The sequence below is a fragment of the Streptomyces sp. NPDC003027 genome (genome assembly GCF_053591435.1).
In genome coordinates this window covers 91891-118689 of sequence record NZ_JBSFTU010000015.1, presented here as the reverse complement: position 1 = coordinate 118689, position 26799 = coordinate 91891, and the positions used below count along the sequence as shown (strand labels likewise).

The following is a 26799-nucleotide window of genomic DNA, read 5'->3' as shown; positions in this document are numbered from 1 at the left end:
CATTGCAGAAGCAGCAAGAAAGTTTGTCAATCCGAGGGCGGTGGCGCGAAGGTCGGGGGCATGAGCGAACACGAGCGGTCTCGACAGTACGACGTGGTGGTGGTCGGCGGTGGCGCGGCGGGTCTCAGCGCCGCCCTGGTCCTGGGCCGGTCCCGGCGCAGGACGCTGGTGGTGGACGCGGGCGAACCGCGCAACGCTCCGGCCGCCCATATGCAGGGCTACCTCTCCCGGGACGGGATGAGCCCGGCGGAGTTCCTGGAGGCGGGGCGGCGGGAGATCGCCGCGTACGGCGTGGAGTGGACGGCCGGAAGGGTGACGGGCGCGGTCCCGGACGGCGCGGACGGCTTCGAGGTGACGGTCGACGGCGCGCGTACGGTACGGGCGCGGCGGCTGGTCGTCACCACCGGTCTGGTGGACGAGCTTCCGGAGATCGACGGGGTCGCCGAACGGTGGGGCCGGGAGGTGCTGCACTGCCCGTACTGCCACGGCTGGGAGGTCCGCGACCAGCCCTTCGGGGTGATCGCCCACCCGGTCATGGGCGCGCACCAGGCCCTGATGGTCTCGCAGTGGTCCGACGACGTGACGCTCTTCCAGCACACCGCCGCACCTCTGTCCGAGACCGACCGGGCGCGGGTCGCGGCGGCCGGCATCACGGTGGTGGCGGGCGAGGTGGCCGGCCTGGTCGTGGAGGAGGACCGGCTGACGGGCGTACGGATGGCGGACGGGAGGGTCTTCGAGCGGTCCGTGGTCTTCGTCGGCGGCCGCATGGCGCCGCGGGACGAGCTGCTGACCGCGCTCGGCGCCGCCACGCGGGACACTCCCCTGGGCCCGTTCGTGGCGGTGGACGAGACGGGGAGGACCAGCGTGCCCGGGGTGTGGGCGGCGGGGAACGCCGTCGGCGCCCAGGAGCAGGTGATCAACGCGGCGAGCGGGGGGTACCGGGCGGGCGTGGCGATCAACGCGGAGCTGATCATGAGCGATCTGGACCGGAGGGCGGCGTCCCCGAGCTGACCGCCGCCTGCTGTCGTCCCTCCCCCCGACGGGGGCTGGGCCGTGCGGATGAAACCGGGGCGCTGCGGCTGCGGGGCAGGGGCGCCCCGGCGAGGATCGGCGATGGTGGCCGGACAGATGGTGGCCGGACAGCCTCCGGAAGCGGAAAGACGGGACAGACCACATGCTCGGTACGGACTTCACCAAGGGCTCCCCCAACTGGCTCGATCTGGGCAGCCCCGACACGTCGGCCGCCGCCGCGTTCTACACCGGCGTCTTCGGCTGGGGCTTCGAGTCGGCCGGCCCGGACGCCGGCGGCTACGGCTTCTTCAAGCTGGACGGCAGGACGGTCGCGGCCCTCGGACCGCTCACCGAGGAGGGGGCGGACTCCGCCTGGACGGTGTACTTCCAGTCGCCCGACGCCGACGCCACGGCGCGGGCCGCCGAGCAGAACGGCGGCACCGTGCGCACCGAGCCCTTCGACGTCATGGACGTCGGCCGGATGGCCCAGCTGACGGACCCGGGCGGCGCCGACTTCGCCGTGTGGCAGCCCGCCACGGTCAAGGGCCTGGAGAAGACCTCCGACGACAACACCCTGTGCTGGACCGAGCTGCATGTCGCCGACCCGCGGGCCGCGCTGGACTTCTACGGAAAGCTGTTCGGCTGGCGGTCCCAGGAGATGGAGGCACCCGGCATGACCTACCGGGTGGTGTCCACCGCCGAGGGTGACCAGGAGGACAGGTCGTTCGGCGGGATCGCCGAGCTCCTGGACGGCGGGGAGGCGCGCTGGATCCCCTACTTCGGGGTCGCGGACACCGACGAGACCGTCGCCCGGACCCAGGGCAGCGGCGGCTCGGTCCTCATGCCCGCGGCGGACGTCCCGGACGTGGGCCGGATCGCCTGGCTGGCCGACCCCTTCGGCGCCGCGTTCGCCGTCATCAAGCCGGCCCCGCCGATGTAGACCCGCGACGCGCCCTGTCACCCGCGGGGCCCGTCGCGACGCCGCATCACGGCACTGACAACACCCCGGCCGCGCGGCTCAGCGGGGGAACACCTCGAACGCGACCGCCGGGCGGCCGCCGAAACGGGATGCGAAGCGGTCGTTGTTGGCGGCGAGGAAGGTGCGGACGTACTCCTCGGGGTCCTCGTCGGTGAGCGCCTCGATGTAGGCGCGGTGGGCGAGGAGGGAGTGGACGGAGCGCTCGAAGCCGGGGGTGGCGTCGACGGCGTGGGTCGGGGTGGTCGAGCCGGCGACCGCGACCCAGCGGACCCCGTCCCACGGCTCCAGGCCCTGCTCGACCAGCTCCGGGAAGATCCAGCGGTTGCCCGCGTCGCCCGCCGCGTCCAGCGTGGCGCGCCCGACCGCGACATGGTCGGGGGTGTTCCAGGCGCCGCCGACCGCCGGGCCCCAGGTGTCCCAGTGGTTGAGGGTGACGACCAGCTCCGGGCGGTGGCGGCGGATCGCCGCCGCGATGTCCCGGCGCAGGCCGAGACCGTACTCGATCATCCCGTCCCGGTGGTTCATGAACTCCACCGCGGACACGCCGACGACGGCCGCGCTGTCCCTCTGCTCCTGTTCGCGCAACGGACCGCAGGCAGCGGGGTCCAGGGAGTCGATCCCGGCCTCGCCCCGCGTGGCGAGCGCATAGGCGACCTCCTTGCCGGCGTCCGTCCAGCCGGCGACGGCGGCGGCGCAGCCGTACTCGAGGTCGTCGGGGTGGGCGACGACCGCGAGGGCGCGCTGCCAGTCGCCCGGCATCTCTTCGAGCGGCGGGGTGTTCGTGTCGATCATGGGCGCAGGATACGGGCTCACACGGGGGCCGGTCCGGAGAGGATCACCGAGCGGGACACGTGCCGGGGCCGGTCCGGGTCGAGGCCGCGGCGGGCCGCGAGGGCGGCCGCGAGCCGCTGCGCGCGGACCAGGGCCGCCACCGGGTCGATCGCGTCGGCCGCGAACAGCGCGCCGGTTTTCGCGCGCGGCCGATCCTGTCCCTGGACGGTCAGATCTCTCCCCGTGCGAGGGCGAGCAGCCGGTCGAGGACGCGCGGTCCGCCCGCCCGTACGCCGTCGTGCTCGAACTCGTCGGTCACCCAGGTCCGCAGGCCCCGGACGGCGCCGGCGGTCTCCAGGGAGTGGGCGGTGTCCACGAACAGGTCGTCGTGGTAGACGACGGCGGCGACGGGGACCTCGTTGGCGGCCAGCCGCGCGGGGTCGTACAGCGGCGTCCAGTCGGCGCGTTCGGCGAGGAGGTGGGCGGTCTCGCACAGCGGGCGCAGGGCCGGGTCGGTCTCGAAGTGCCAGGGGTGGACGGCCTCGCCGGTGAACAGGAGCGGGTCGTCGCCGGCCAGGGCCTTCTCGGGATCGAACGCGGGGAAGTCGGCGCGGACGCGTTCGGCGGCCCAGGCGGTGGGGGCCTGCCCCTGGGCGTAGCACGCTTCGTGGAGCAGGGCGTACAGCGGGTGTCCGGCGTACGAGAGGAGGGCCTGCACGTTCTCCAGGAAGGCGTCCGACAGGGCGGGGCCGGCCGGTGTCGGGACGAAGGCGTCCTCCAGGAGGTGGTGGAGCTGGTGGGTGCCCTCGCCGCTGCCGAGGAGGTTGCCGAGGGACTGGAAGGAGCGCGGGGTGAGCAGTCCGCCGTTCGGGAGGGTGACCGGGCCCTCCATGAGGTGGGCGGCGATCCGGCGGGCGCGTTCGACGTCCTGCGGGTAGCGGGCGTAGTGGGCCTCGGTCTTGCGCCGCATACGGGGGAAGGCGGCGCGGTAGACCTCGTCGGCGGTGGCGTACAGGGAGGGCAGGCCGCCGGTGACGAGGACGGTGTTCAGCCCTTCGGGGGCGGTGGAGAGGTAGTGGGTGGCGCAGAAGCCGCCGAAGCTCTGGCCGAGGACGGTCCAGGGGGCGCCGCCGGTGAGGCGCTGCCGGATCAGCTCGCAGTCCTTGACGATGGAGTCGGCCCGGAAGTGGGTGAGGTAGTCGGCCTGCCGGCTCGGTGTGCCGCGCAGGGGAAGCGTCTGGCGGTTGGCGGGGGTGGAGTTGCCGGTGCCGCGCTGGTCCAGGAGGAGGACGCGGAACTCCTGGACGGCCCGGGCGAGCCAGGCCCGCGGGCCGATGAAACGGCGGGCTCCGAAGCCGGGGCCGCCCTCCAGGTACACGAGCCACGGCAGGTCCGCTCCCGCCTTGTCGCTCGCGACGGCCTCGCGGGCGTACACCTCGATCTGCTCGCCTTCGGGCCGGGCGTGGTCGAGCGGGACGGCGAAGCGATGGTCGGTGAGGACGAGGCCGGGCTGTCGGTAACTGGTCAACGCTGCTCCTGTTCGATACGCCCCCGCCCGGACAGTGGACCACAGGGCGGGGGCGTACCGAAGCAGGATGCGGCAGTGCGGTGGGGAGGCGCGGTCAGGAGGTCGGGAAGTCGTCGGCCGTCCTGATCCGGTCCCGGATCCAGACCCCGGCGGGCTTGAGCGAGGTGGTACCCGCCCACGGTCCGTTGCCGGAGCACGTGCCGGACTTGAAGACGGCGCCGCTGCGGTGGTCGTCGGAGAAGTTCCAGTTGACCCAGCTGATCTTCTTCGCGGCCATCAGGTCGAGGAAGCGCTGGGACATGGCGAAGTCGTCGGCGCCCTCACCGGCGTAGTTCTGGGTGCCGAACTCGGTGACGAAGAGGGGCAGCTTGCCGGCGGCGCGGGAGAGGGTGTTCAGGTACGCGTCCCGGTGCGAGTACGCGTAGAAGTGGAAGGTGTACATGATGTTGGAGGCCCGCACCGGGTTGGCGACGATCTCGGACTCGTCGGCGCCCTCGGAGACGCCGAGCGAGGACCACGCGCGCGTGCCGACCAGGATCGGGGTCTCGGCGTCCTTGGCGCGGATGACCGGGATGAGCTGCTCGGCGTAGCTCTTGATCCGGGACCAGGAGACGCCGCTGGGCTCGTTGGCGATCTCGTAGAGCAGGTTGGTCTTGGCGCCGTGGCGCTGGGCGATCTCGGTGAAGAAGGTCTTGGCGCGGGCGAGGTTGTGGTGCGGGTCGCCGGGGTCGAGCATGTGCCAGTCGACGATCACGTACATCCCGCGCGCGGTGGCCTGCTCGATGAGCGAGTGGGCGAGGTCGGTGTACTTGCGCGGGTCGGTCTCGTATCCCCCCTCCTGGACGTAGGTGGAGACCCGCAGGACGTCGGCCTTCCAGTCCTTCGCGAGGGCGTCGAGGGAGCCGCCGGTCAGGCATCGGCCGTACCACTGGGTGCCGTGACTGGACATGCCGCGCAGCTGGATGGGGTTGCCGTACCGGTTGCAGAGCTTGGTGCCGCAGACCTTGAGCTGTCCGTTGACCGCGGCCGGGGTACCGGCGGGCGGAGCGGCGGAGGTCCTCGCCTCCGCGGCGGGGGCGGAGGGGGTGGCGACCGCGGCGGGCGGTGCGGCGGCGAGGCCGAGGAGCAGGGCGGCCACGCCGGTGCCGGTGGCGGCCAGGGAGCGCGGGCCGAGACGTGTCGATCGTGCCGATGTCATGGGGGTCTCCACGGAACGATGGATTGGAAGGAAACTTTCCTAACGAAGGAATAGCAGCCGGACGGAGAGACCCGCAAGGGTCATGACACGAGACGGTGTTCAGCCGGTTGCCGACCGCCCGGGGCGGCGTACGCCCGAGGGGGCCGCGACTTGGTCGCGTTCGATTCGGGCGCGGACGCGTGAGCCGGCACGCACTTTTCGTTCACACGTATGAACTCCGCCTGGGGACACGTACGGTGGGGGCGATGACCGGAGCGACCGGTCAGGGGGCTGGACACAGCCCCTCGCGAACAAGGCGGTGGCATGTCCCGGTTCGATCTGTCCCTCGACCAACTCCGCGCGTACCGCAGCACGTCCGAGGAGCCGGAGGACTTCGACGCCTTCTGGACCGGGACGCTCGACGAGGCGCGGGGCCATGGACTCGACGCGCGCTTCGAGCCGGTCGAGACCGGGCTCGCGACGGTGCGGGTGTACGACGTGACCTTCGCCGGATTCGGCGGGCATCCGGTCAAGGGCTGGTTCGTCCTGCCCGCGAACGCGTCCGAACCCCTGCCGGTGGTGGTGGAGTTCATCGGGTACGGCGGTGGCCGCGGCCTGCCCCACACCCATCTGCTCTGGGGCTCCGCGGGGTTCGCGCACTTCGTGATGGACACCCGGGGCCAGGGAAGCGGCTGGGCGAACGGCGACACCCCCGACCCGGTGGGCAGCGGGCCCTCGTACCCGGGCTTCATGACACGAGGCGTGGAGGACCCGTACGCGTACTACTACCGGCGGGTGTTCACCGACGCCGTCCGCGCCGTGGAGGCCGCCCGCTCGCACCCGCTGGTGGACGCGTCCCGCACGGCGGTGACCGGGGTGAGCCAGGGCGGCGGCATCACCCTGGCCGTCGCCGGCCTGGTCCGCGACCTGGTGGCCGTCGCACCGGACGTGCCGTTCCTGTGCGACTTCCCCCGCGCGACGACGCTCACCGACCGCGCGCCCTACCGCGAGATAGGCGACTACCTCAAGACGCACCGCGGCCGCACGGAGCAGGTCGGGCGCACGCTGGCCTACTTCGACGGGGTCCACTTCGCCGCCCGCGCCACGGCCCCGGCGCTCTTCTCGACGGCGCTGGAGGACCTGACGTGCCCGCCGTCGACGGTGTTCGCGGCCTTCCACGCGTACGCCCACGACGACAAGCACATCGAGGTGTACGACTTCAACGACCACGAGGGCGGCGGCCCCTTCCAGCAGGCGGCCCAACTGCGCTGGCTGCCGGGCCGCCTGCGGGCCGGGTGACATGGGGCCGGGGGCGCCGGGTCCGCCGCGTTCAGCGGGTGCCCGGAAGCGAGGACCGTGTCGCGGTGGGCGTCAGGCGGGGTGGGGGACGAGGCGGAAGCCGCTGCGGGGGCGGGTGGGAACGCGGTGGAGGGGGATCCTGAGGTCCTGCTCCGGAACGGAGCACTCCAGCCGGGCCAGTTCGGTCGAGAGCGCGGCCAGGACGGCGACGGTGATGTCCTCGCCGGGGCACCGATGGCCGCTCTTGGCGTCGCCGCCGCCCTGCGGGATCAGCTCGTCGCGGTGCGGCGCCGGGCGCAGGAAGCGCTCCGGGTCGAAGCGGTACGGGTCGTGCCACAGCTCCGGGTCGTGGTTCTGGCCGTAGAGGTCGAGCAGCACGAGGGTGTCCTCGGGAACGTGCTCCCCCTGCCACCACAGGTCGGTGGCGGCGAGGCCGCCGACGAACGGCGCGAAGGGGTAGAAGCGCCGGACCTCGTGGGCGAAGGGTTCGGCGTACGTCTCGGTGTACGGCTCCGCGTAAGAACCGTCGTCCTCGCGCAGCAGATGCCGCTGCTCGGGCCAGCGGTCCATGGCGTGGGCGGCGAAGGTGACGAACCACGCGATGGCGACGGTGGGCCGCACGATGTTGAGGAGCTCGACGGCCGCGGTGCGCGCGTCCAGGAGCGCGCCGTCGGCGTCGCGGTGGCGCACCACCGCGTCGAACGGGGTCGCCGGGGCGCGCGTCGCACCGGCCCTGGCTTCCTCCACCAGGCCCGCCAGGGCCTCCTCCTGGCGGCCGCGGGCCCGCCGGGCCCTCAGATGGCGGGGACCCGGCGTGGCGAACCCGTCGACCATGGCGACGCAGTCCTGGGCCATGCGGCGGGTCTGCTCCTCGGTGAGCGGGAGTCCCGTCCAGGCGCAGACGGCGCGGGCCAGGACGAGCGCGGCCTCGTCGAAGAGGACGACCTCCCGGCCGTGCGGCGGGGCGAAGGCCCGCTGCCACTCCGCCCGGACCATGTCGACCAGCTCGGCGACGGCCGCGGGCCCGGTGAGCTCGGTCATGAACAGGGCCTTGCGCACGCGGTGGTCCTCGCCGTCGAGCGTGTGGACGGCGCCGCGTCCGAAGAGGGTGTCCAGGACCGGCCCCGGCAGGGCGCCGTGGCGGCGGACGTGCTGCTCGTCGTAGAAGAAGCGGACGGCTTCGGGGCCGTGCAGGGCGATGGCGGGCCGCCCCAGGAGCCGGGTGCGCACGGGCGCCCCGCCGGTGCGGCGACGCCGGTCGGGCAGCCAGGCGTAGCCCTTGAGGAGCAGGGCGGCGGTGCTGTCGAGTGTCATGGGGGCCATGCCCGCCGGGTGCCCTCCGCGCCGGGAAACAGTCGTCCGTGGCGGCGGACCACCCGGGGGCCGCTCCTCTTTCACCCGTTCGCGGGCGGCGGGTTTGACCCGTTCGCGAGCGGGCGGGCGCTCCGGGCCGCGCCCCGCGAGCCGTCGGCCCGCCGGGGATCCACCGCTCACGTCCGGTGGGCCCGCCCCGGACGCCCCACCCGTGCTGGGACGGACCGGCCTCACAGCGCGCCGGCCGCCACCCGCAGGTCGGCGACGAGCCCCGCGTACGCGGCCTCGCGGTCGTCGGCGCGCAGGACGGCCGAGGGGTGGAGCGTCGCCACCACCTGGGGGCCGCCGTCCACGCCCGGCAGGGGGAGCAGCGCACCGCGGTCGGCGCCCACGCGGAAGGAGCGCCCGAGGACGGCCTTCCCGGCCGTCGCGCCGAGGACGACCACCACCTTGGGGTCGACGAGCCGCAGTTCGGCCTCCAGCCAGGGCCGGCAGGCGGTCATCTCGCGCAGGCTCGGCGCCTTGTGGATCCGTCGCTTGCCCGGACCGGACTGGGTGAACTTGAAGTGCTTGACCGCGTTGGTGAGGTACACGCCCTCCTCGTCGATCCCCGCCTCCCGCAGCGCCTTCGCGAGCAGCCGCCCGGCGGGACCCACGAAGGCCTCGCCCTTGCGGTCCTCCTGGTCGCCGGGCTGTTCCCCGACGAGCAGCATGCGGGCGTGGGGGTCGCCGCGCCCGAAGACGGTCGTGGTGGCGTTCGCGAAGAGCGGGCAGCCCCGGCACTCGGCCGCGGCGCGGCGATAGGCCGCCAGTCCGCCCCGCGCGGGCAGATAGGGAGCCGCGTCGTACTCCTGTCCGGTGCCGACAGCGGTGTCACTCATCGCGCCACACTCCCTGGCCGGGGTAGGGGTCGGTGCTCGGTCGTGCCCGGGAGCGGCCGCCGCCTCGCCGGGGCCCGGTGTGCTCCTCGACCGGCGGCTTCCCCTGCCGTACGCCGGGAAACCAGCGCGCGCCTCCCCGATGTTTCGCGCCCTCGGCACCGGCAACGCGCGGACCATGGTGAACATCGGATACACAATGATGACCGAGCAGGCCGGCCCTCGTGACCTGGTGGAGCATGTGGTGCGGGCCGAGGAGGCGGGCTTCGACTTCTCCGTGACCTCCGACCACTACTTCCCCTGGCTGGAGTCGCAGGGGCACGCCCCCTACGCGTGGAGCGTGCTCGGCGCCGCCGCGCAGGCCACCTCACGGATCCCGCTGATGACGTACGTGACCTGCCCGACCGTCCGCTACCACCCGGCGGTCGTCGCCCAGAAGGCCGCCACCGTGCAGCTGCTGAGCGAGGGGCGGTTCCGGCTGGGTCTGGGCTCGGGCGAGAACCTCAACGAGCATGTGGTGGGCGCGGGCTGGCCGGCCGCCCACGTCCGTCTTGAGATGCTGGAGGAGGCCGTCGGCATCATCCGCGCCCTGTTCGAGGGCGGCAACGTGAACCATCACGGCACCCACTTCGACGTGGAGAACGCGCGACTGTGGGACCTGCCGGACGAGCCGCCGCCGATCGGGGTCGCGGTCTCCGGGGAGCGCTCGTGCGAGATCGCCGGGCGCCTCGCCGACCTCGTCATCGCCGTGGAGCCGAAGAGCGAGCTCATCGACGCCTTCGACCGGCACGGCGGGGCGGGCAAGCCGCGGGTCGGCCAGCTGCCGATCTGCTACGACCCGGACCGGGACGCGGCGGTGAAGCGCGCCCACGACCAGTTCCGCTGGTTCGGCGGCGGGTGGAAGGTGAACTCCGAGCTGCCCGGCCCCGAGGGCTTCGCGGCCGCCACCCAGTTCGTACGTCCCGAGGACGTGGCCGAGTCGATCCCCTGCGGCTCGGACGTCGACGCGTTCGTCGAGGCGGTCCGGCCGTACGCCGACGCCGGCTTCACCGAGATCGCCCTGGTCCAGATCGGCGGCGAGCACCAGCGGCCCTACCTCGACTGGGCGGAGCGGGAACTCCTCCCGGCGCTGCGCTCGGCGCTCTGAGGTCCGCGTCCCCGACCGCACGGCCGACCCGCCCGACGCGGCAGACAGCCCCGTGGCACGAGGTGCGCCACGGGGTGCTCGCCGACCAGGCGGTCACCCCGCCTCGGCCGCTCCCGCCGCCTCCGCCGCGATCCGGTCGAACTGCGCGCCCATCGCCTCCGCCAGGGCCGCGGCCGCCGAGAGGGGCCGGACCATGACGACGAAGTCGTCGATCCTTCCCTCCTCGTCCATGTGGAGGAAGTCGCAGCCGTTGATCTCCTTGTCACCGACCTTCGCCGTGAAGACGAGCGCGTGGTCGCGGCCGTCGGCCCCGGCGATCTCACGGACGTAGCGGAAGTCCGTGAAGACCCGGGCGACCCCGCGGATGATCGACGCGGTGATCGCCTTGCCCTCGTACGGGTGGAAGGCCACGGGGCTGGTGAAGACGACGTCCCGCGCGAGCATGGCCTCGATGGCGGCGTGGTCGTCGGCCTCGACGGCCTTGCGGAACGGGTGCATCAGCGGGCCCCCATAGGCAACTATTTGACTAGGTGCGCATGAGGGTAGCAGTCGTCACCTCTCCTGGAGCACCGAGAGGATGTTCCCGGCCGGGTCGGTGAACCAGGCGACGGCCAGACCGGCGGCTTCGTCCCGCACGATGCCCTTGTCGTCCGCCTCGAAGTCGGGGTAGCGCTCCAAGGTCACCCCGCGCCGACCGAGTTCCTCCACGGCCGCGTCGATGTCGTCGACGGGGAAGTTGAGGATCGTGAAGGTCGCCGGAGTGTGCGTCTCCTTGGGGTAGACGAACACCTTGGCCCCCGTACCGAGGGTGAGGGACAGCATCCGCATGTCCCCCTCGCCGCTCTCCTCGACCGGGAGGCCGAGCGTGTCGGCGTAGAAGCGCCGGGCCTCGTCGAGATCGTTCACCGAGAAGCCGCTGAACGCGGCCGACTGTCCGAACATGGAGGTCATTCCTTCCGGTCGTGCGACGGTGGACGTCCTCCAGGGCACACCACGCGGCGCGCCATCCCGGCCCTCGCCACGCGGAGGCGGCCGGATGGTCGCGCCACATCACCCGACCACGTCACGCGACGCGCGCGTCCCCGAGCACCTCCGACCGCGCGCTCGCCGGGGGCCGCCGCCTCAGGGGGCGATGGGCAGCCGGCGCTTGTGGTCGGTGAGCTCGTAGCGGCGGACGATCGAGGCGAAGGCGGACTCCGTCACCGGCTTGCCCTCCAGGAAGTCGTCGATGTCGTCGTAGGTCACACCGAGGGCGTCCTCGTCGGGCTTGCCCGGGTCCAGGGTCTCCAGGTCGGCGGTCGGGGTCTTCCACACCAGCTCGGCCGGGGCGCCGAGGGCCTCCGCGACGGCCCGGACGCGACGCTTGGTGAGGCCGGTCAGCGGGACGACGTCGGCGGCGCCGTCGCCGTACTTGGTGAAGAACCCGGAGACCGCCTCGGCGGCGTGGTCGGTGCCGACGACCAGGCCGTCGTGGGCTCCGGCGACGGCGTACTGCGCGATCATCCGCTGCCGGGCCTTGATGTTGCCCTGCACGAAGTCCTGGTGGTGGGCGTCCCGGAAGGCCACTCCCCCGGCGAGGCAGGCCGCCAGCGCCGCGTCGCTCGCGGGCTTGACGTCCACGGTCAGGACCCGGTCCGCGGCGATGAACCCGAGGGCGAGCTGGGCGTCCTTCTCGTCGGCCTGGACGCCGTAGGGCAGCCGCATGGCGTAGAAGGTCGCGTCGTGGCCGGTGGCCCTGGCCCGCTCGACGGCCAGCTGGCAGAGCCGGCCCGCGGTCGTGGAGTCCACACCGCCGCTGATCCCGAGAACGAGCGCGCGCAGCCCCGTGGAGGTGAGGCGCTCGGCGAGGAAGGCCACCCGGCGCTCGATCTCGGCGCTCGGGTCGAACGTCTCGGAAACCTCCAGTTCCCGGGCGATCTGCTGCTGCACGGCGGTGGCGGCCGGGTCGGTCACGGGGATGCTCCTCGGGGTGGGTCGGCGGTACGAGGGGAGCCCGGGCTGCGAGCCGGGCCGGAGTCGACTCTATGCGGCGCGCCCGGTCCGCGGCACGCCACCCTCGGGCGCCGGGAGACCGCACCCGGCCCGGCAGTGCGTACGCGCCGGGACCACACCCGGCCGGGGATCCGTACGCGCCGGGAGACCCCGCCCGGCCCGGGGTGCGTACCCTCCGCGATCACTTCGCGTCGCGGGCCGGTCCCATGTGTTCGCCGGGCCTGGCCAGCTCCTCCACCGCGTCGGCGCCGACCACCGCGCCCGTCGACTTCTTGGCGCGCCGCAGCCCGCGCTCCAGCCGGGCGGCGAAGGTGGTGAGCACGAAGTTGAGGGCGACGAAGATGACGGCGACGACCGTGAAGCTGGCGATGGTGTTGGCGCCGTAGTTCGCGCTCATCGGCCGGACGGAGGCGAGGAGCTCGGAGAAGCCGAGCATCGCGCCGCCCAGCGCGGTGTCCTTGACGATGACGACGAGCTGGCTGACGAGCGCCGGGAGCATGGCGGTGACCGACTGCGGCAGCAGGACGTACCGCATGGTCTGGCCCTTGCGCATGCCGATCGCCTTGGCCGCGTCGGTCTGGCCGGTGGGCAGGGCGAGGATGCCGGCCCGGACGACCTCGGCGAGGACCGAGGCGTTGTAGAGGACGAGTCCGGTGACCACCGCGTACAGCGGGCGCGTCTCCGGGCTGATGTCGGTGAACTCGGAGTAGGCGGCGTTGGCGAAGAGCATCAGGATCAGGACCGGGATGGCGCGGAAGAACTCCACGACCGTTCCGGCCGCGGCGCGCACCGACCGGTGGTCGGAGAGGCGTCCGATGCCGAGCAGCGCGCCCAGGGGCAGGGCGATGGCCATGGCGAGCGCCGCGGCGATCAGGGTGTTCTCCAGGGCCGGGAGGATGTACGTGGTCCAGCTGCGGGAGTCCGTGAAGAAGGGCGCCCACTTGGACCAGGCGAGCTGGTTCTTGTCGGCGAGGCTCCGCACCACCCACCAGATCAGCGCGGCGAGGGCCACCAGGAAGAGCGCGGTGTAGAGGACGTCGCGCCGGCGGGCACGGGGTCCGGGGACGTCGTACAGAACGGTGGGCCGCTCCTTCATCGCCTCACCGCCACCTTCTTGCTCAGCCAGCCGAGGAAGAGGCCGGTGGGGAGCGTGAGGCAGATGAAGCCGACGGCGAAGATCGCGGAGATGAGGATCAGCTGCGCCTCGTTCTCGATCATCTCCCGCATCAGCAGGGCGGCTTCGGCGACGCCGATGGCGGCGGCGACGGTGGTGTTCTTGGTGAGGGCGATGAGCACGTTGGCGAGCGGGCCGACCACCGAGCGGAAGGCCTGGGGCAGCACGATGAGCCGGAGCACCTGCGGGAAGTTGAGCCCGATGGCGCGGGCCGCCTCGACCTGGCCGACGGGCACGGTGTTGATGCCCGACCGGAGCGCCTCGCAGACGAAGGCGGCGGTGTAGCCGATCAGTCCGAGCACGGCGAGCCGGAAGTTGATGGTGGTGAAGTCCTCGGCTCCCAGGCTGACGCCGAGCGTCTGGAACAGGCCGAGCGAGGTGAAGACGATGATCACCGTGAGGGGGATGTTGCGGACGATGTTGACGTAGGCGGCACCGAAACCCCGCATCAGGGGGACGGGGCTGACGCGCATGGCGGCCAGCAGCGTCCCCCAGATCAAGGAGCCGATCGCGGAGTAGACGGTGAGCTGCACCGTCACCCAGAAGGCTCCCAGCAGGTCGTAACCTTCGAGGAAGTCGAACACGTCGGCCTGCTCACTTGACGATGACGCCGATCTTCGGTGCGGGCTCGTTCTTGTAGCCGGCCGGTCCGAAGTTCTTCTTCACGGCCGCGTCCCAGGAACCGTCGGCGACCATCTTCTCCAGGGCGGTGTTGATCCGTGCCTTCAGTTCACTGCCCTTCTGTACGCCGATGCCGTAGTTCTCGTTGCTCAGTTTGAAGCCGGCGAGCTTGAACTTGCCCTTGAACTCGTCCTGTGCGGCGTAGCCGGCGAGGATCGAGTCGTCGGTGGTGAGTGCGTCGACGACGCCGTTCTCCAGACCGGTCAGGCACTCCGAGTAACCGCCGTACTCCTGGAGTTGGGCCTGCGGGGCGAGCCGCGTCTTGACGTTCTGCGCCGAGGTCGAGCCGGTGACCGAGCAGAGCTTCTTGTTGTTCAGGTCCGCGGGCTTGGTGATGGAGGTGTCGTCCGCGCGGATGAGAACGTCCTGGTGGGCCAGGAGATACGGTCCCGCGAAGTCGACCTTCTCGGCCCGTTCGTCGTTGATCGAGTACGAGGCCGCGATGAAGTCGACGTCGCCGCGCTGGAGCATGGTCTCGCGGTCGGCGCTCTTGGCCTCCTTCCATTCGATGTCGCCGGGTTCGTGGCCGAGCTCCCGGGTGACGTAGGTGGCCACGTCGACGTCGAAGCCGGTGTAGGTGCCGTCCGGGGTCTTCAGGCCGATGCCGGGCTGGTCGAACTTGATACCGACGGTGATCCTGTCGGGGTCGGCGCCGGCTCCGCCGTTCCCTCCGTCGCCGCAGCCTGCCGCGGTGAGGGAGAGGGCGAGCGCCGCGGCAGCGGCGAGACCGGCCTTGGTGAGCTTGCGCGGGTTCATGGTCTTCACCCCTGGGGGCTTCTGGGCGCGCGTCGGTCGTGGCTCAGTGGTGCAGGATCTTCGACAGGAAGTCCCTGGCACGGTCGCTGCGCGGGTTGCTGAAGAACTGGTCCGGCGTCGTCTCCTCCACGATCCGGCCGTCGGCCATGAAGACGACGCGGTTGGCGGCGGAGCGGGCGAATCCCATCTCGTGGGTGACGACGACCATGGTCATTCCGTCACGGGCGAGCTGCTGCATGACCTCCAGCACCTCGTTGATCATCTCGGGGTCGAGGGCCGAGGTGGGCTCGTCGAAGAGCATCACCTTCGGTTCCATGGCCAGCGCCCGCGCGATCGCCACGCGCTGCTGCTGGCCGCCGGAGAGCTGGGCGGGGTACTTGTCGGCCTGCGAGCCGACGCCCACCCGGTCGAGGAGTTGCCGGGCCCGTCGTTCGGCCTCCTTCTTGTCCTTCTTGCGGACCTTGATCTGCCCCAGGGTGACGTTCTCGAGAACGGTCTTGTGGGCGAAGAGGTTGAACGACTGGAACACCATGCCGACGTCGGCGCGCAGGGCGGCGAGCTCCCGGCCCTCCTCGGGCAGGGGCTTGCCGTCGATGAAGATCTCGCCGGAGTCGATGGTCTCCAGCCGGTTGATGGCCCGGCAGAGCGTCGACTTCCCGCCGCCGGAGGGGCCGATGACGACGACGACCTCGCCGCGTCCGACCGTCATGTCGATGGACTGGAGCACATGGAGCGCGCCGAAGTGCTTGTCGACGTTCCGCAGCACGACGAGCGCGTCGTCGCTCACCGGGACGGGCATGGCACCCTCCTGGGTCACCGCCCCCGATTACCGCTCCCTTTCAGATTCATGCTCCGCCTTGCGTGCCGCGCGCGCACGCCGGGGCGGGCCCGTCTTCCGGGGCGAGGCCGCCTGACCGGCCCCGCCGGCGCCCCGGATGAAAACGATTGTCATAATGCTAGGGTTCGGTGCTCCACCCACCCCGCGCACACCCAGGTGACCTCCCTTGCCCCTGCCCTCGCCCTCCTCCATACGCCGCCGCGGACTGCTGTCCGCCCTGGCGCTGACCACCGCCTCCGCCCTGCTCAGCGGATGCTTCGCCGGCCAGTCCGGATCGGACGCGTCCGGCGGCTCCGGCGACGGACGGGTCCGCGTGGCGATGATGCAGCCGCCGCGCTCGGGCCTCTCCCCCCTCTCCGACGACGCGTTCAAACTCTCCCGCTGGTCCACCGCCGAGACCCTCGTCTCCCTCGACAAGGACGGCAACGCCACCCCCGCCCTCGCCACCGCGTGGAAGCAGACCGGCCGGACGTGGACGTTCACCCTCCGCGAGGGCGTCACCTTCCACGACGGCACGGCCCTGACCGCCGCCTCCGTCGTGAAGTCCCTGACCGTGGCCGCCGGCGCCGCGCCGAAGCCGCGCATCCTCGACGGCGTCGACCTCACCGTCCGGGCCGCCGGCCCGCACACGGTCACCGTCTCCACGGCCGCCCCGGACCCCCTCGTACCGCAGCGGCTCAGCTCCCCGCAGCTGTCGATCCTGGCCGCCAAGGCCTACCGGGGGAAGACGGTGAGCCCGGTCGGCACCGGCACCGGACCCTTCGAGCTCGTCGCCGTACGGGGCACCGCGTCCGCGGCGCTGAACCGCTACGACGGCTACTGGGGCGGGCGCGCCAAGGCCTCCGGCATCGACGTGACCTTCGTCCCCGACGGCACCGCGCGCGCCGCGGCGCTGCGCAGCGGCGAGGCCGACATCGTCGAGGCCGTGCCGGTCTCGCAGGCCCGGCTGCTCGACCAGAAGCTCATCACCGAGGTGCCGATGCCGCGCACCAACACCCTGTACCTGAACACCTCCTCCGGCCCGTTCAAGAACGCCGGGCTGCGGGCGGCGGCGCGCGAGGCGATCGACGCACGGCAGATCGTGACGAGCGTGTACGAGGGCCGGGCCGACGTCGCCGGCGGCCTCCTCGGTCCCGCCCTGCCCTGGGCCGCGAAGCTGCGCGGCACGGTCCCGCACCAGCGGGCCGCCGCCCCCGGGGGCGCCCGCATCACCATCGGCACCTTCACCGACCGGGCCGAGCTGCCCGAGGTCGCCCAGGTCCTCCAGCAGCAGCTCCAGGCCGCCGGGTTCAAGGTCACGCTCGACGTACGCGAGTACGCCAACATCGAGGCCGACGCCCTGGCCGGCAAGTTCGACGCCTTCATCCTGTCCCGGGCCACCGTCCTCGACTCCGGCGACCCGGCCGCCTACCTGTACAGCGACTTCGCGGGCGACGGCTCCTTCAACATTTCGCAGCTCGCCGACCCCGCCGTCGACCGCGCCCTGGCCGCGGCCGCGACGACCGCGACCGGGGACGCGCGGCGCCGGGCCGTCGTCCGGGCCGAGGCCGCCGTCCTGGCCACCGACGCCGCCGTACCCCTGCTGCACGAGCGCGTCGTCCAGGGCGACGCGGCCCGGGTGCGCGGCGCCGCGCACGACCCCCGGGAGCGCGCCCTCGTCACGCTCGACACCTCCGTCGAGTGAGGACGGCACTGGCGAGGGCCGCCGGCCTGGTCGCGGTCCTCACCGTGACCGGACTGCTGCCGTGGCTCTCGGGCAAGGATCCCGCGCTGAGCCTGCTGCGGGCGCGCTCCGCCGAGCAGGAGCCGACACCCGAGGCGCTGGCCGCGATCCGCGCGGACCTCGGCCTGGACGCGGGTCCGCTCGGACTCCTCGGCGGCTGGGCGGGCGGTCTGCTCCGCGGGGACCTCGGGGTCTCCTGGGTGTCCGGCACGGACGTGCTGCCCTCGGTCGCCGCCGGGCTCCAGGTGTCCCTGGCCCTGATGGGCGCGGCGCTCGCCGTGGCACTGCTGCTGGGTTCCCTCCTGGCCGCGCCGGTACTCGTCCGGGGGCGGGCCACCACGGGGGCATGGGCGGCGGCGCTCGCCGCCGTCCCCGAATTCCTGCTCGCCCTCGGCCTGTTGATCGTGGCGGGCGTCTGGCTCGGCTGGTTCCCGACCTCCGGCTGGGCCGGCCCGGCGCATCTGGTGCTCCCGGCGCTCGCCCTCGGCGTCCCGGCGGGCGCGCTGCTCGGCCGGCTGGTCGCCGACGCCCTGCCCGCCGTCCTCGACGAGCGCTGGGTGGAGCTGTGGCGCGGCGCGGGTGTCGGAAGGGCGCGGATCGCCGCGGCCGCGCTGCGGCGCGCGCTGCCGCCGCTGGTGCCGCAGTTCGGCATGGTGGCGGTCGGTCTGACCGGCGGCGCGGTCGCCGTGGAGACCGTCTTCGCGGTACCCGGCCTCGGCCGTACGGCCCTGGGCGCGGCCAAGTCTCAGGATCTGCCGCTCCTCCAGGGATCGGTGCTCGCGCTGCTGGCGCTCGGACTGCTCGTGGGCGCGCTGGCCGCCGCCGTACGCCGCAGGCTGCTGGGGCCCGCGCTGCGCGACGCCGGCCTCACGCTGCCCGCCGCCCGCCCTGTCCCGGTCCCCGCCGCCGTCCCGGTCGTCCTCGGCGCGGTCCTGCTCGCCGTGATCGGCTGGGGGCTGCTCCGTGAGCCGTACGCGATCGACACCGCGGCCCGTCTCGCCGCCCCCTCCCCCGCGCACCCGCTGGGCACCGACGCGCTGGGCCGCGATGTCCTCGCCCGGCTCGGGCACGGCGCGGCGTCGACGATCGGCACGGCGGCCGGTGTCGGTCTGCTCGGGTATCTGCTCGCCCTCGGGCTCGGCTTCCTGCCGCGGCTCGCCTCCGGCCTCGCCGACATCGCCAACGCCGTGCCCCCGGTCGTCGCCGGCATCCTGGTGGCCGCCGCGACGGGACCCGGCACCGGCGCCGCGGCGCTCGCCGTCACCGTGGTCTCCTGGCCTCCGCTCGCGGCCCATGCGGCGGCCCTCACCCAGGAGGTGCGCGCCTCCGCGTTCCTTTCGGCGCAGCGGGCCATGGGCGCGAGTCCGCTGTGGATCGTGAGCCGTCACGTCCTGCCGTCCGTGGCCGGCCCGGTCGGCCGGCACGCCGTGCTGCGCCTGCCCGGCATCGCGCTGGCGCTGGCCTCGCTCGGCTTCCTCGGGCTCGGCGCGCAGCCGCCGTCCCCGGAGTGGGGTCTGCTGCTGGACGAGTCCGCCGACTACGTCGAGCGGGCACCGGTGGCGGCCCTGGCGCCCGCGATCGCGCTGGCGCTGCTGGCGGCGCTCGCCGTCACGCTCGCCGCGGTCCGGCCCCGCGCCCGGGCTCTGTCCCTGTCCCTGTCCGTACGAGGAAAGGCGGCCCGTGGTGCGGTCTGACCCTGTGCTCTCGGTGCGCGGGCTGCGCGTCGGATTCGACGGTGTGGACGTGGTGCGCGGCGTCTCCTTCGAGGTGCTCCCCGGTGAGGTCCTGGCCCTGGTCGGCGAGTCGGGGGCCGGGAAGTCCCTGACCGCCCGCGCCCTGCTCGGCATGGTCCCGCGCGGGGCGTCGGTCGACGGGGTGGTGCTCCTGAACGGCGCGCCGGTCACGCCCGCCGACTGGGGCCGCCGTGTCGCGCTCGTACCCCAGGACTCGCTGTCGGCCCTCTCCCCCGTCCATCCCGTGGGCGAGCAACTGTCGCTCGCCCTGCGGTCGGTCCAGGGTCTTACCCGGAGGGATGCGCGGCGGCGGGCCGAGGCCGCCCTGGAGGCGGTCGGCATCCCGGCCGCCAAGTCCCGTTGCCATCCGCACGAGTTCTCCGGCGGCATGCGGCAACGCGTGGTGCTCGCGATGGCGTTGGTCAACGAACCCGCGCTCGTCGTCGCCGACGAGCCCACCACCGCCCTGGACCCCGAGACCCAGGAGAGGGTTCTGGGGCTCCTCCGCGAGCGGTGCTCGGCCACCGGCGCCTCCCTCGTCCTGGTCACCCATGACATCGGGGTCGTACGCGCCCACGCCGACCGGATGGCGGTCGTCTACGCCGGGCTCCTGGCCGAGTACGGGCCGGTGGAGCGGGTGCTGAACCGGCCTCTGGCGCCGTACACCGCCGGTCTGCTCGCCTCCCTGCCGGCCGTCGACGGCAGGCCGAGGACCCGGCTGCCCGCCCTGCCCGGCCGCCCGCCCGCGCCGGGCGAGCCGCCGACGGGCTGCGCCTTCGCCCCCCGCTGCCCGCATGCCGTCGACCACTGCCGCACCCGGGCACCCGAGCCCCGCTCCGTCGACGGTCGCGAGGTCGCCTGCCATCTCGCCACCGTCCCGGAGACCGCATGAACCCGCTGCTCGACGTCCGCGACCTGGTCGTACGGTACGGATCGGCCACCGTCGTCGACGGGGTCTCGTTCCAGGTGGGCGCCGGTGAGACGGTCGGGCTCGTCGGCCCGTCCGGCTGCGGGAAGTCCTCCACCGCAGCGGCCGTGCTCCAGCTGCGGCGCCCGCACAGCGGCTCGGTCCGCTTCGACGGCCTGGAGCTGACCGGGCTTGGCGGGCGGGAGCTGCGTGCGGTACGGCCGCGCTTCCAGCCGGTCTTCCAGGACCCGTACGGCTCCCTGAGCCCGCGCCGACGGATCCGCGAGCAGATCGCCGAGCCGTTGCGCGTCCAGGGGCGCTGGTCGCGGACGGCGGGGCCCGGCCGGGTCGCCGAACTCCTGGACAGCGTCGGCCTCGACGACTCCCACGGCGAGCGGCTGCCACACGAGCTGTCCGGCGGCCAGTGCCAGCGGGCGGGCATCGCCCGCGCCCTGGCGAGCGAGCCCGACCTCCTCGTCCTCGACGAACCCGTCTCGGCGCTCGACCCGTCCCTGCGGGCCGGCGTCCTCAATCTCCTCCTCGACCTCCAGGACCGGCTCGGCCTCGGCTGCCTCTTCATCTCCCACGACATGGCGGCCGTGCGGCACATGAGCGACCGCGTCCTCACCATGCGGAACGGAAAGCTCGTCGCGTGACCCCCCTGACCCGACTGCTGATCACCAGTCAGTTCGCTTTCAACGTCGGCTTCTTCGCCGTGCTGCCCTACCTCGCCGACCACCTGGGCGGCGCCCTGGGCCTCGGCGGCTGGCTGGTCGGGCTGATCCTGGGCCTGCGCACCTTCAGCCAGCAGGGCATGTTCGTCGTCGGCGGCGCGCTGACCGACCGGTACGGCGCCCGGCCCGTCGTCCTCACCGGCTGCGCGCTGCGCGTCGCGGGCTTCGTCTGGCTCGCCTTCGCCGCCTCCACCTGGGCGGTCGCCGGTGCCGTCGTCCTGGTCGGGTTCGCCGCCGCCCTCTTCTCCCCGGCGGTCGAGACGGAGATCGCGCGCGAGGCCGTCCGCGTCGAGAGCGGCGGGGGCCCGCCCCGCACCCGGACGCTGGCCCTGTTCTCCACCGGCGGTCAGGCGGGCGCCCTCGTCGGACCGGTCGTCGGCGCGCTGCTGCTGTACGGAACGGATTCGGGCGAGGACGGCACCTCGGGCGACCACTTCAGGGCCGCCTGCCTGGCCGGGGCCGTGGTGTTCGCCGTCGTCCTGGCCGGTCACTGGCGCCTCATGCCCCACGCCCGGCCCGAAGGACGGCGGGCCGCGACGCAGTGGCGGCCGCTGCTGCGCAACCGCCGCTTCCTGGGCCTCGCCCTCGCGTACTCGGCCTACCTCCTCTCGTACAACCAGCTCTATCTCGCGCTGCCGGCCGAGCTCGACCGGGCCACCGGCTCGCAGCAGGCGCTCGGCTGGCTGTTCGCCCTCTCCTCCGTGCTGGTCGTCGTCGGCCAGCTGCCGCTGGAGCGCCGGGCGGCGGCGCGGCTGAGCTGGCCGGGCATGGTCCGCTGCGGACTGGCGCTGATCGGGGTGGCGTTCGCGGCGACCGGCGCGCTGCTCACCCTCGGGGGCCTGTGGCCGGCCGTCGCCTTCACCGTGCTCCTCACCCTCGGCCAGATGCTGGTCGTCCCGGCGGCCCGCGCATGCGTACCGGAGCTTGTCGATCCCGAGCGGCTCGGGCTGTTCACGGGTGCGCTCTCGTCCCTCTCCGGCCTGGTGGTGCTGCTGGGCGCGGCCCCGGCCGGAGCGCTTCTGGAACGGCCGGGTCCGGTGCCCTGGCTCGTCCTCGGTCTGGTGCCGCTCCTCGGCATGGTGTTCGTCCCCCGTACGGTGACCCGCCGCGATCGGCTCGCGAAGGTCGGCGCGCCGACGTCGGATGCGCGATGACCATGCCGTCCGGCGCCGTGCGGTAGGGGGAGGGGCGGCCCGCCCCGGTCAGGGTGCGGCGGGCGAGGGCTCCGTCAGCGGCGGGGCCGGCGACGGCGGGATGATCTGGGCGCGCAGGGCCGAGGCGTAGATCTCGTCGGGGTCGAGGCGGCGCAGCTCCTCCGCGATCAGCTCGGCGGTCGTCCGTACCTTCAGGGCCAGGACGCGGCTGGGCTGACCGGGGATGACCAGCCTCGCCACCGGCCCCTCGGGCCGGTCGATGCGGATCTCCCCGTCGGGCGTGCCCAGCCGGACGGCCGTGATGACCGGCCCTTCGGTGACGACCTGCTCGACCGGGACCCGGAGCCGGTCCGCGAACCAGCGGGCCAGCAGCTCGGCGCTGGGATTGTCGGCCTCGCTCTCCACGGCGGCCGAGACCACGGTCGTACGGGCCTGGTCGAGCGCCGCGGCGAGCATCGAACGCCACGGGGTGAGCCGGGTCCAGGCCAGGTCGGTGTCGCCGGGGGCGTACGACGCGGCGCGCGCCGCGAGCGCCGCCAGGGGATCCTCGACGGCGTACGCGTCGGTGATCCGGCGCTGGGCGAGCGCGCCCAGCGGGTCCTTGGACGGCACCTCGGGCGCGTCCACCGGCCACCAGACGACGACGGGCGCGTCGGGCAGCAGCAGCGGCAGGACGACGGAGTCGGCGCGCGCGCCGAGCTCACCGTGCAGCCGCAGCAGTACGGTCTCACCGGCGCCCGCGTCGCTGCCCACGCGGACCTCCGCGTCCAGGCGGGCCTCGTGCCTCTCGCGCGGCGAACGGGCGTGCCGCTTGATCACCACGAGCGTGCGCGAGGGGTGCTCGTGCGACGCCTCGTTGGCGGCCTTGAGCGAGTCGTAGGCGTTCTCCTCGTCGGTGACGATGACGAGCGTGAGCACCATTCCGACGGCCGGCATCCCGATGGACCGGCGGCCGGACAGGATCGCCTTGTTGATCTTGCTTGAGGTGGTGTCGGTGAGATCGATCTTCATGACCGTGCCCGTTCCTTCCGTCTCGTACGAGCAAGTCTGCCGGTGTTCCCGTAGCACTCGACGTGCCGGGGTTCTTCCACAGCCTCTCGAACTCTTCGGTACGGGAGGGGAACCGGCCGGGAATCGGTCGACGACTCGCCGTACCGGCGTCCGGAGCGGTAGGGGCGGCGGGCCGCGTGGCGCGTGGGTGCCGTGTGGCCGTCAGCGTGCCGTCAGTGGAGGGCGGACGCGGTCGGCCGGTCGGCGGCGGCCTCGGAGAGCTCGGCGTCGGCGGTCCGCGCGCGGGCCTGTCCGGCGGCGACGTGCCCCGTCATACCCCGGCCCGCCGCCCGGTCCCGGCGTTCGAGGCCGGCCGAGACGAAGGCCAGCAGGAGCGCGGCGGCTGCCAGGGCGGCACCGACCCAGTTGGGCGCGGTGTAGCCGAGGCCGGCCGCGATGACGAGGCCACCGAGCCAGGCGGCGAGCGCGTTGCCGAGGTTGAAGGCACCGATGTTGACGGCGGAGGCGAGGGTCGGCGCCCCGTGCGCGTGGTCGAGGACCCGCTTCTGCAGCGGCGGCACGGTGGCGAAGCCGAGGGCGCCGACGAGCGCGACGGAGATCGCCGCCAGGACCTTGTCGTGGGCCGTCAGCGTGAACAGCGCGAGAACGACGGCGAGCGCGCCGAGGGAGATGAAGAGCATCGGCATCAGCCTGCGGTCGGCGTACCTGCCGCCGACGAGGTTGCCCACGACCATGCCGAGTCCGAACAGGACGAGGAGCCAGGTGACGGAGGACTCGGCGTAGCCGGCGACCTCGGTCATCATCGGGGCGATGTAGGTGATGGCGGCGAAGACCCCGCCGAAGCCGAGCACGGTCATCGCCATGGCGAGGAGCACCTGGGCGTTCTTGAACGCGGCCAGTTCGTGCCGTACGCGAACGCCTTCGGGCTTCGGCGTGTCGGGGACGAGCCGGGCGATGCCGAGGAGACCGACGACGCCGAGCGCGGCGACGATGACGAACGTGGTGCGCCAGCCGATGGCGTGGCCGATGAGGGTGCCGCCGGGGACGCCGACGACATTGGCGACGGTGAGGCCCGTGAACATCATGGCGATGGCGCCGGCCTTCTTCTCCGGTGCGACCAGCTCGGCCGCCACGACGGAGCCGATTCCGAAGAAGGCACCGTGGGCGAGGGAGGCGACGATCCGGCCGGCCACCATGAGGCCGAAGCTGGGGGCGACGGCGGACAGCGCGTTGCCGAGCACGAACAGCCCCATGAGGATCATCAGCATCCGCTTGCGGGTCACCTTGGTGCCGAGCACGGTCAGCAGCGGCGCGCCCACGACGACGCCGAGGGCGTAGCCGGTGACGAGGAAGCCGGCGGTGGGGATGGAGACACCGAAATCGGCCGCGACATCGGGCAGCAAGCCCATGATCACGAATTCTGTCGTACCGATTCCGAAGGCCCCCATCGCGAGGGCGAGAAGCGCGAGCGGCATGAGGAGTGACCTTCCAAAAAGTGTTTGCGGAGGCGCTTTGCTTGCGTCCACAATACTTGCATGCGCGCTTTACTTGCAAGCGCGGGCCTTTTTGCGGGCTGGCAGGCCGCGGCGGAGGGAGATGGGCCTAAAAGCATCAGATCGGGGCATGTGCCGCACATACAGTCGACCCGACGACGGTCGACCCCGTCCCTGGAGAGTGGTCGTGACCGTTCGCATAGGGGTTGAGGAAGAGTTCCATGTGATCGACGTGGAGAGCGGGTCGCTCGTACCCCGCGCCGACGCGCTGCTGGCAGGGCTGCCCCGCAGGACGTACACGCACGAGCTGTCACAGTCGATGGTCGAGACCAATAGCGAGGTCCATACCTCCCTGCGGGAACTCCACGCCGACCTGTGCCGCTCCCGCCGCCGTCTCGACGCGGCCGCGTCGCGTCAGGGCCTGGCCGTCGTCGCCGCCGGCGCAGCCCCGCTCGGCCGGGTCGAGTCCGTCCGCATCACGCCCGCGCCGCGCTACGAGAAGATGGCCCGCGAGTACCGCCGGGTCGCCGAGGAACAGCTGATATGCGGCGCGCAGGTGCATGTGGACATCCCGGACCACGAGACCGCCGTACGCGCCATGTGCGCGGTGGGGCCGTGGCTGCCGCCCCTGCTGGCGCTGTCGGCCAGCTCCCCGTTCTGGCTCGGTTCCGACACCGGTTACGCGAGCTGGCGGACGATGGTGTGGCAGCGCTGGCCCACGGCAGGTCCGGCCGGTTGTTTCGCGGGCGCCGAGGACTACGACCGGGCCGTGGCGGGGCTCATCGGGTCGGGGGTGATCAGCGACGCGGGGATGATCTATTACGACGTGCGGCCGTCCGCCCACCAGCAGACCCTGGAGCTGCGCGTCTGCGACGCCTGCCCCCGCGTCGAGACGGTGGTGCTGCTCGCCGGGCTGTTCCGCGCGCTGGTGACGGACGCCTGTGCCCGGCTGGCGGCGTCCGGCGGCCGTACGGGATGCGACGGCAGACACGAATGGCTGCGCGCGGCGACCTGGCGCGCCGCCCGTTCGGGGCTGGAGGGGGAGCTGATCGATCCGGAGACCCGCCGCCCGGCAGCCGCGGCCCAGGTCGTGCAGACCCTGCTGCGGCACACGCGTCCCATGCTGGAGGAGCACGGCGACTGGGACCTGGTCCGGGAACTGGCCCGACGGACGGTGAGCGCGGGCAGCGCGGCCCACCGCCTGCGGGAGACGGCCGCGCGGGACGACCTGCTGGCGGGCGTGGACCTCCTGGTCGCGGAAACCCGCGGCGAACAACCCACCCGCCGCCGCTCACGCCCGACCGCGCCTCGCGAGATCACCCACCCGGACCTCCTGGGGGCGCACTCGACCCGGAGCGTCAGGGAGCGACCGTCTCCTCGGTGATCAGTTCCACGAGGGCCGGCATGCCGCCCTCGGCCAGTGCCTGGCGCTGCCGGTCCGCCGGGGTGCCCTCCTGGAGCAGGCGGTGGGCCAGCGAGGTCACCTCACGGGTGTCGCCTGCCTCGTCGAGGGCCGGCGTGACATGGTCGAGCAGCATGCACAGCACGTCACCGGCCCGGCGCGCCCGGCCGGCCGGGTCGACCAGCAGGCCGGTCAACCCGTGCCGTGCGGCGTGCCAGTTCGACGCCTGGAGCAGTTCGGGCGGGCAGTGCGGCAGCGGGGCTCCCGCCTTCTCCTCACGTATCGCCGTCGCGACCAGCGCGCGGACGATCCCGGCGAGCATGACCGCCGTGTCGGCCCGGAGCTGGACGTCCGAGCAGCGGACCTCGACCGTCGGGTAACGGTCGGACAGGCGGGCCTGCCAGTACAGCTGACCGGTGTCGGTGATGACGCCGCTGTCCAGGAGCGACCGGACACGGCTCTCGTGATCGGCGAGCGAGCTGAAGCTGGGCGGCGGGCCGCTGACCGGCCAGCGGCCGAAGATCACCGTGCGCCAGCTCGCGAAGCCGGTGTCGTCGCCGTCCCAGAGGGGTGAGTTCGCGGACATGGCGACCAGGACCGGGAGCCAGACCCGGATACGGCTCAGGACCGCGACGCCCATCGCCCGGTCCGGCACGGCGGCGTGCACATGCATGCCGTTGACCAGCTGCTCCGCCACGAGTTGCGGGGCCTGGGAACGCATCGCCAGATAGCGGGCCTGGCGGGTGACCGGGACCGGCCCGACCTGCCGATACGGGGGCGTCCCGCAGGCCGCGAGGCGGCAGCCGTTCTTCTCCGCCGCCGCGCCGACCGCGTGCCGCAGGCGCAGCAGATGGCCGCCGACCTCCTCCAGGTCGGTGCAGATGGGCGTGGCGACCTCCACCTGCGCCTGCAGCAGCTCCGACTGGACCTCGGCCTCTTCGACGATCGGCCCGAGACCGGCCGCCTCCCGTACCTGTTCCGCGAGCGGTACCGGCAGGAAGGTGTCCGGATCGAGCAGCATGTACTCTTCCTCGACCCCAATGGTGATCATGCCGTGCCAGTACCCCGGGACAAGGGGATGAATCGGACGAGCGCGG

The 26799-nt window shown here is 73.1% G+C and carries 26 protein-coding genes; 10 read left to right on the top strand and 16 right to left on the bottom strand.

Going from position 1 to position 26799, the window contains the following annotated elements:
- The first annotated feature begins 60 nt into the window (after nt 1-60).
- Together ACWDX6_RS13895 and ACWDX6_RS13890 are read left to right on the top strand one after the other, a co-directional pair.
- On the top strand, nt 61-1011 hold the full coding sequence (locus ACWDX6_RS13895; protein ID WP_451485150.1) for an NAD(P)/FAD-dependent oxidoreductase: 951 nt from the start codon (nt 61-63) through the stop codon (nt 1009-1011).
- A 163-nt stretch (nt 1012-1174) separates the two neighbouring features.
- Nucleotides 1175-1951, top strand: coding sequence for a VOC family protein (locus ACWDX6_RS13890; RefSeq protein WP_451485149.1), 777 nt, complete (start codon nt 1175-1177; stop codon nt 1949-1951).
- A gap of 78 nt (nt 1952-2029) precedes the next feature.
- Here ACWDX6_RS13890 and ACWDX6_RS13885 read toward each other — a convergent pair whose 3' ends face one another.
- The 4 genes from ACWDX6_RS13885 to ACWDX6_RS13870 all read right to left on the bottom strand — a co-directional run bounded on the left by ACWDX6_RS13885 (nt 2030) and on the right by ACWDX6_RS13870 (nt 5487).
- Nucleotides 2030-2782, bottom strand: a complete 753-nt coding sequence (locus ACWDX6_RS13885; protein WP_451485148.1) for a PIG-L deacetylase family protein — start codon at nt 2780-2782, stop codon at nt 2030-2032.
- Between the two features lie 17 nt (nt 2783-2799).
- Entirely contained in the window at nt 2800-2922 is a 123-nt protein-coding gene (locus tag ACWDX6_RS13880; protein WP_451485147.1) for a hypothetical protein, read from the bottom strand.
- Between the two features lie 68 nt (nt 2923-2990).
- Entirely contained in the window at nt 2991-4289 is a 1299-nt protein-coding gene (locus ACWDX6_RS13875) for an alpha/beta fold hydrolase (protein ID WP_451485146.1), read from the bottom strand.
- Nucleotides 4290-4383: 94 nt separating this feature from the next.
- Nucleotides 4384-5487, bottom strand: a complete 1104-nt coding sequence (locus tag ACWDX6_RS13870; RefSeq protein ID WP_451485145.1) for a glycoside hydrolase family 5 protein — start codon at nt 5485-5487, stop codon at nt 4384-4386.
- A gap of 303 nt (nt 5488-5790) precedes the next feature.
- On the opposite strand from ACWDX6_RS13870, the gene ACWDX6_RS13865 reads away from it, so the two are divergent.
- The gene (locus tag ACWDX6_RS13865; RefSeq protein ID WP_451485144.1) at nt 5791-6765 is read left to right on the top strand and encodes an acetylxylan esterase; all 975 of its coding nucleotides are present in this window, start codon (nt 5791-5793) and stop codon (nt 6763-6765) included.
- A 72-nt stretch (nt 6766-6837) separates the two neighbouring features.
- On the opposite strand, the gene ACWDX6_RS13860 is transcribed toward ACWDX6_RS13865, so the two are convergent.
- On the bottom strand, nt 6838-8088 hold the full coding sequence (locus ACWDX6_RS13860; protein WP_451485143.1) for a cytochrome P450: 1251 nt from the start codon (nt 8086-8088) through the stop codon (nt 6838-6840).
- Between the two features lie 221 nt (nt 8089-8309).
- The gene (locus ACWDX6_RS13855; protein WP_451485142.1) at nt 8310-8960 is read right to left on the bottom strand and encodes a UdgX family uracil-DNA binding protein; all 651 of its coding nucleotides are present in this window, start codon (nt 8958-8960) and stop codon (nt 8310-8312) included.
- A 175-nt stretch (nt 8961-9135) separates the two neighbouring features.
- On the opposite strand from ACWDX6_RS13855, the gene ACWDX6_RS13850 reads away from it, so the two are divergent.
- Nucleotides 9136-10104 carry an LLM class F420-dependent oxidoreductase gene (locus tag ACWDX6_RS13850; RefSeq protein WP_451485141.1) on the top strand — a complete coding sequence of 323 codons (969 nt, stop codon included), beginning with the start codon at nt 9136-9138 and terminating at the stop codon, nt 10102-10104.
- 93 nt (nt 10105-10197) lie between these two features.
- On the opposite strand, the gene ACWDX6_RS13845 is transcribed toward ACWDX6_RS13850, so the two are convergent.
- The 7 genes from ACWDX6_RS13845 to ACWDX6_RS13815 all read right to left on the bottom strand — a co-directional run bounded on the left by ACWDX6_RS13845 (nt 10198) and on the right by ACWDX6_RS13815 (nt 15506).
- A complete protein-coding gene (locus tag ACWDX6_RS13845) occupies nt 10198-10602 on the bottom strand; it encodes a nuclear transport factor 2 family protein (protein WP_451485140.1) in 405 nt (134 codons plus the stop codon).
- Between the two features lie 54 nt (nt 10603-10656).
- Entirely contained in the window at nt 10657-11046 is a 390-nt protein-coding gene (locus ACWDX6_RS13840) for a VOC family protein (RefSeq protein ID WP_451485139.1), read from the bottom strand.
- Between the two features lie 180 nt (nt 11047-11226).
- Nucleotides 11227-12057, bottom strand: coding sequence for an ammonia-dependent NAD(+) synthetase (gene nadE, locus ACWDX6_RS13835; protein ID WP_451485138.1), 831 nt, complete (start codon nt 12055-12057; stop codon nt 11227-11229).
- Nucleotides 12058-12277: 220 nt separating this feature from the next.
- Nucleotides 12278-13192 (bottom strand): amino acid ABC transporter permease, encoded by a 915-nt coding sequence (locus tag ACWDX6_RS13830; protein WP_451485137.1) that lies wholly within the window; start codon nt 13190-13192, stop codon nt 12278-12280.
- Complete coding sequence (locus ACWDX6_RS13825) at nt 13189-13854, bottom strand: amino acid ABC transporter permease (RefSeq protein ID WP_451485136.1); 666 nt, start codon at nt 13852-13854, stop codon at nt 13189-13191. The genes ACWDX6_RS13830 and ACWDX6_RS13825 overlap by 4 nt, the downstream gene beginning before the upstream one ends.
- Nucleotides 13855-13864: 10 nt before the next feature.
- On the bottom strand, nt 13865-14707 hold the full coding sequence (locus tag ACWDX6_RS13820; protein WP_451485135.1) for a glutamate ABC transporter substrate-binding protein: 843 nt from the start codon (nt 14705-14707) through the stop codon (nt 13865-13867).
- A 43-nt stretch (nt 14708-14750) separates the two neighbouring features.
- Complete coding sequence (locus ACWDX6_RS13815) at nt 14751-15506, bottom strand: amino acid ABC transporter ATP-binding protein (RefSeq protein WP_451485134.1); 756 nt, start codon at nt 15504-15506, stop codon at nt 14751-14753.
- A gap of 205 nt (nt 15507-15711) precedes the next feature.
- Here ACWDX6_RS13815 and ACWDX6_RS13810 point away from each other — a divergent pair, with 205 nt between their 5' ends.
- Genes ACWDX6_RS13810 through ACWDX6_RS13790 form a run of 5 tightly spaced genes read left to right on the top strand, consistent with a single transcriptional unit; the run spans nt 15712 to nt 21796 of the window.
- Nucleotides 15712-17229 (top strand): ABC transporter substrate-binding protein, encoded by a 1518-nt coding sequence (locus tag ACWDX6_RS13810; protein WP_451485133.1) that lies wholly within the window; start codon nt 15712-15714, stop codon nt 17227-17229.
- Entirely contained in the window at nt 17226-18962 is a 1737-nt protein-coding gene (locus tag ACWDX6_RS13805) for an ABC transporter permease subunit (RefSeq protein ID WP_451485132.1), read from the top strand. Before ACWDX6_RS13810 ends, ACWDX6_RS13805 begins: the two co-directional genes overlap by 4 nt.
- A complete protein-coding gene (locus tag ACWDX6_RS13800; RefSeq protein ID WP_451485131.1) occupies nt 18952-19893 on the top strand; it encodes an ABC transporter ATP-binding protein in 942 nt (313 codons plus the stop codon). The genes ACWDX6_RS13805 and ACWDX6_RS13800 overlap by 11 nt, the downstream gene beginning before the upstream one ends.
- Entirely contained in the window at nt 19890-20564 is a 675-nt protein-coding gene (locus ACWDX6_RS13795; RefSeq protein ID WP_451485130.1) for an ATP-binding cassette domain-containing protein, read from the top strand. Before ACWDX6_RS13800 ends, ACWDX6_RS13795 begins: the two co-directional genes overlap by 4 nt.
- Nucleotides 20561-21796: an MFS transporter gene (locus ACWDX6_RS13790; RefSeq protein ID WP_451485129.1), complete on the top strand. Its 1236-nt coding sequence runs from the start codon at nt 20561-20563 to the stop codon at nt 21794-21796. Before ACWDX6_RS13795 ends, ACWDX6_RS13790 begins: the two co-directional genes overlap by 4 nt.
- 48 nt (nt 21797-21844) lie before the next feature.
- On the opposite strand, the gene opcA is transcribed toward ACWDX6_RS13790, so the two are convergent.
- On the bottom strand, nt 21845-22807 hold the full coding sequence (gene opcA, locus ACWDX6_RS13785; protein ID WP_451485128.1) for a glucose-6-phosphate dehydrogenase assembly protein OpcA: 963 nt from the start codon (nt 22805-22807) through the stop codon (nt 21845-21847).
- 212 nt (nt 22808-23019) lie between these two features.
- Entirely contained in the window at nt 23020-24282 is a 1263-nt protein-coding gene (locus ACWDX6_RS13780; RefSeq protein WP_451485127.1) for an MFS transporter, read from the bottom strand.
- Between the two features lie 205 nt (nt 24283-24487).
- Between ACWDX6_RS13780 and ACWDX6_RS13775 the strand changes: the two genes are divergently transcribed.
- Nucleotides 24488-25684 (top strand): carboxylate-amine ligase, encoded by a 1197-nt coding sequence (locus ACWDX6_RS13775; RefSeq protein ID WP_451485126.1) that lies wholly within the window; start codon nt 24488-24490, stop codon nt 25682-25684.
- Here ACWDX6_RS13775 and ACWDX6_RS13770 read toward each other — a convergent pair.
- Nucleotides 25659-26753 carry a carboxylate-amine ligase gene (locus tag ACWDX6_RS13770; protein WP_451485125.1) on the bottom strand — a complete coding sequence of 365 codons (1095 nt, stop codon included), beginning with the start codon at nt 26751-26753 and terminating at the stop codon, nt 25659-25661. The two genes, ACWDX6_RS13775 and ACWDX6_RS13770, sit on opposite strands and share 26 nt — an antisense overlap.
- Nucleotides 26754-26799: the final 46 nt, after the last annotated feature.